This is a genomic window from Luteococcus sp. Sow4_B9, from assembly GCF_052116585.1.
Taxonomy (GTDB): Bacteria; Actinomycetota; Actinomycetes; order Propionibacteriales; family Propionibacteriaceae; genus Luteococcus.
Genome location: NZ_JBQKKT010000071.1, coordinates 1 through 658, shown reverse-complemented (window position 1 = coordinate 658; position 658 = coordinate 1). Strand labels below are relative to the sequence as shown.

General features: G+C 67.3%; 1 protein-coding gene. It reads right to left on the bottom strand.

What is annotated here, in order from left to right:
- Window positions 1-172 precede the first annotated feature (172 nt).
- On the bottom strand, window positions 173-658 hold a 486-nt coding region (locus ACTQ49_RS14995), incomplete at its 5' end, for a transposase (RefSeq protein ID WP_441828635.1).

Here is a 658-nt window from a genome sequence, read left to right as displayed (position 1 = left end):
ACTAGCCTCGATCTTTCATGAGGGCTGATGGATTGACGGTTCAGCGTCGTTGCTGGTCTCGTGTTCTTGATTCTGGCATGTGGGTGTGACAGTTTCCCGCATGTCGTTGCGGGTGGGCGTCGGTTCCACTGCCGAAGGGTGGTGGCGGTCGTCGGGTCGGGTGGCGGCTGGGTCAGGGTGGCGTCAGGGCGGCGAGCCGGGTCCAGCCGTCCAGGATGGTCGTGGACCAGGGGCTGGTCTGTTTGAGGTGCAGGATGGTGCGCCTTCCCGTGTGGGCGAGGGTCGCGGCGATGGTGAAGATCCGGTGTCGCAGGGTTTTGGGTTCCCACCGCCGGGCCGGGCCCTGGAGGGCGAGCATGGCCATCCAGGCGAGCAGCTCGTTGGCGAGCTGGACGATGAGCAGCCAGATGCGGTTCTGCGCGAACCCTTGCAGCGGCAGGTTGGTCAGGCCAGCATCCTTGGCGGTGCGGATGCGGTCCTCGCAACGAGCCCGGCGGCGGTGTCGCATCTCCAGGTCAGCCAACTGGCCGGTGCGGCTGTTGGTGACGAAGGCGGTGAGCCGGTAGCCGTCGACGTCGTCGAAGCGGAGCTGGGCGCCGGGGTGGGGGCGTTCCCGGCGGACGATGACCCGCATCCCGGTGGGGTAGCCCTTCAACAG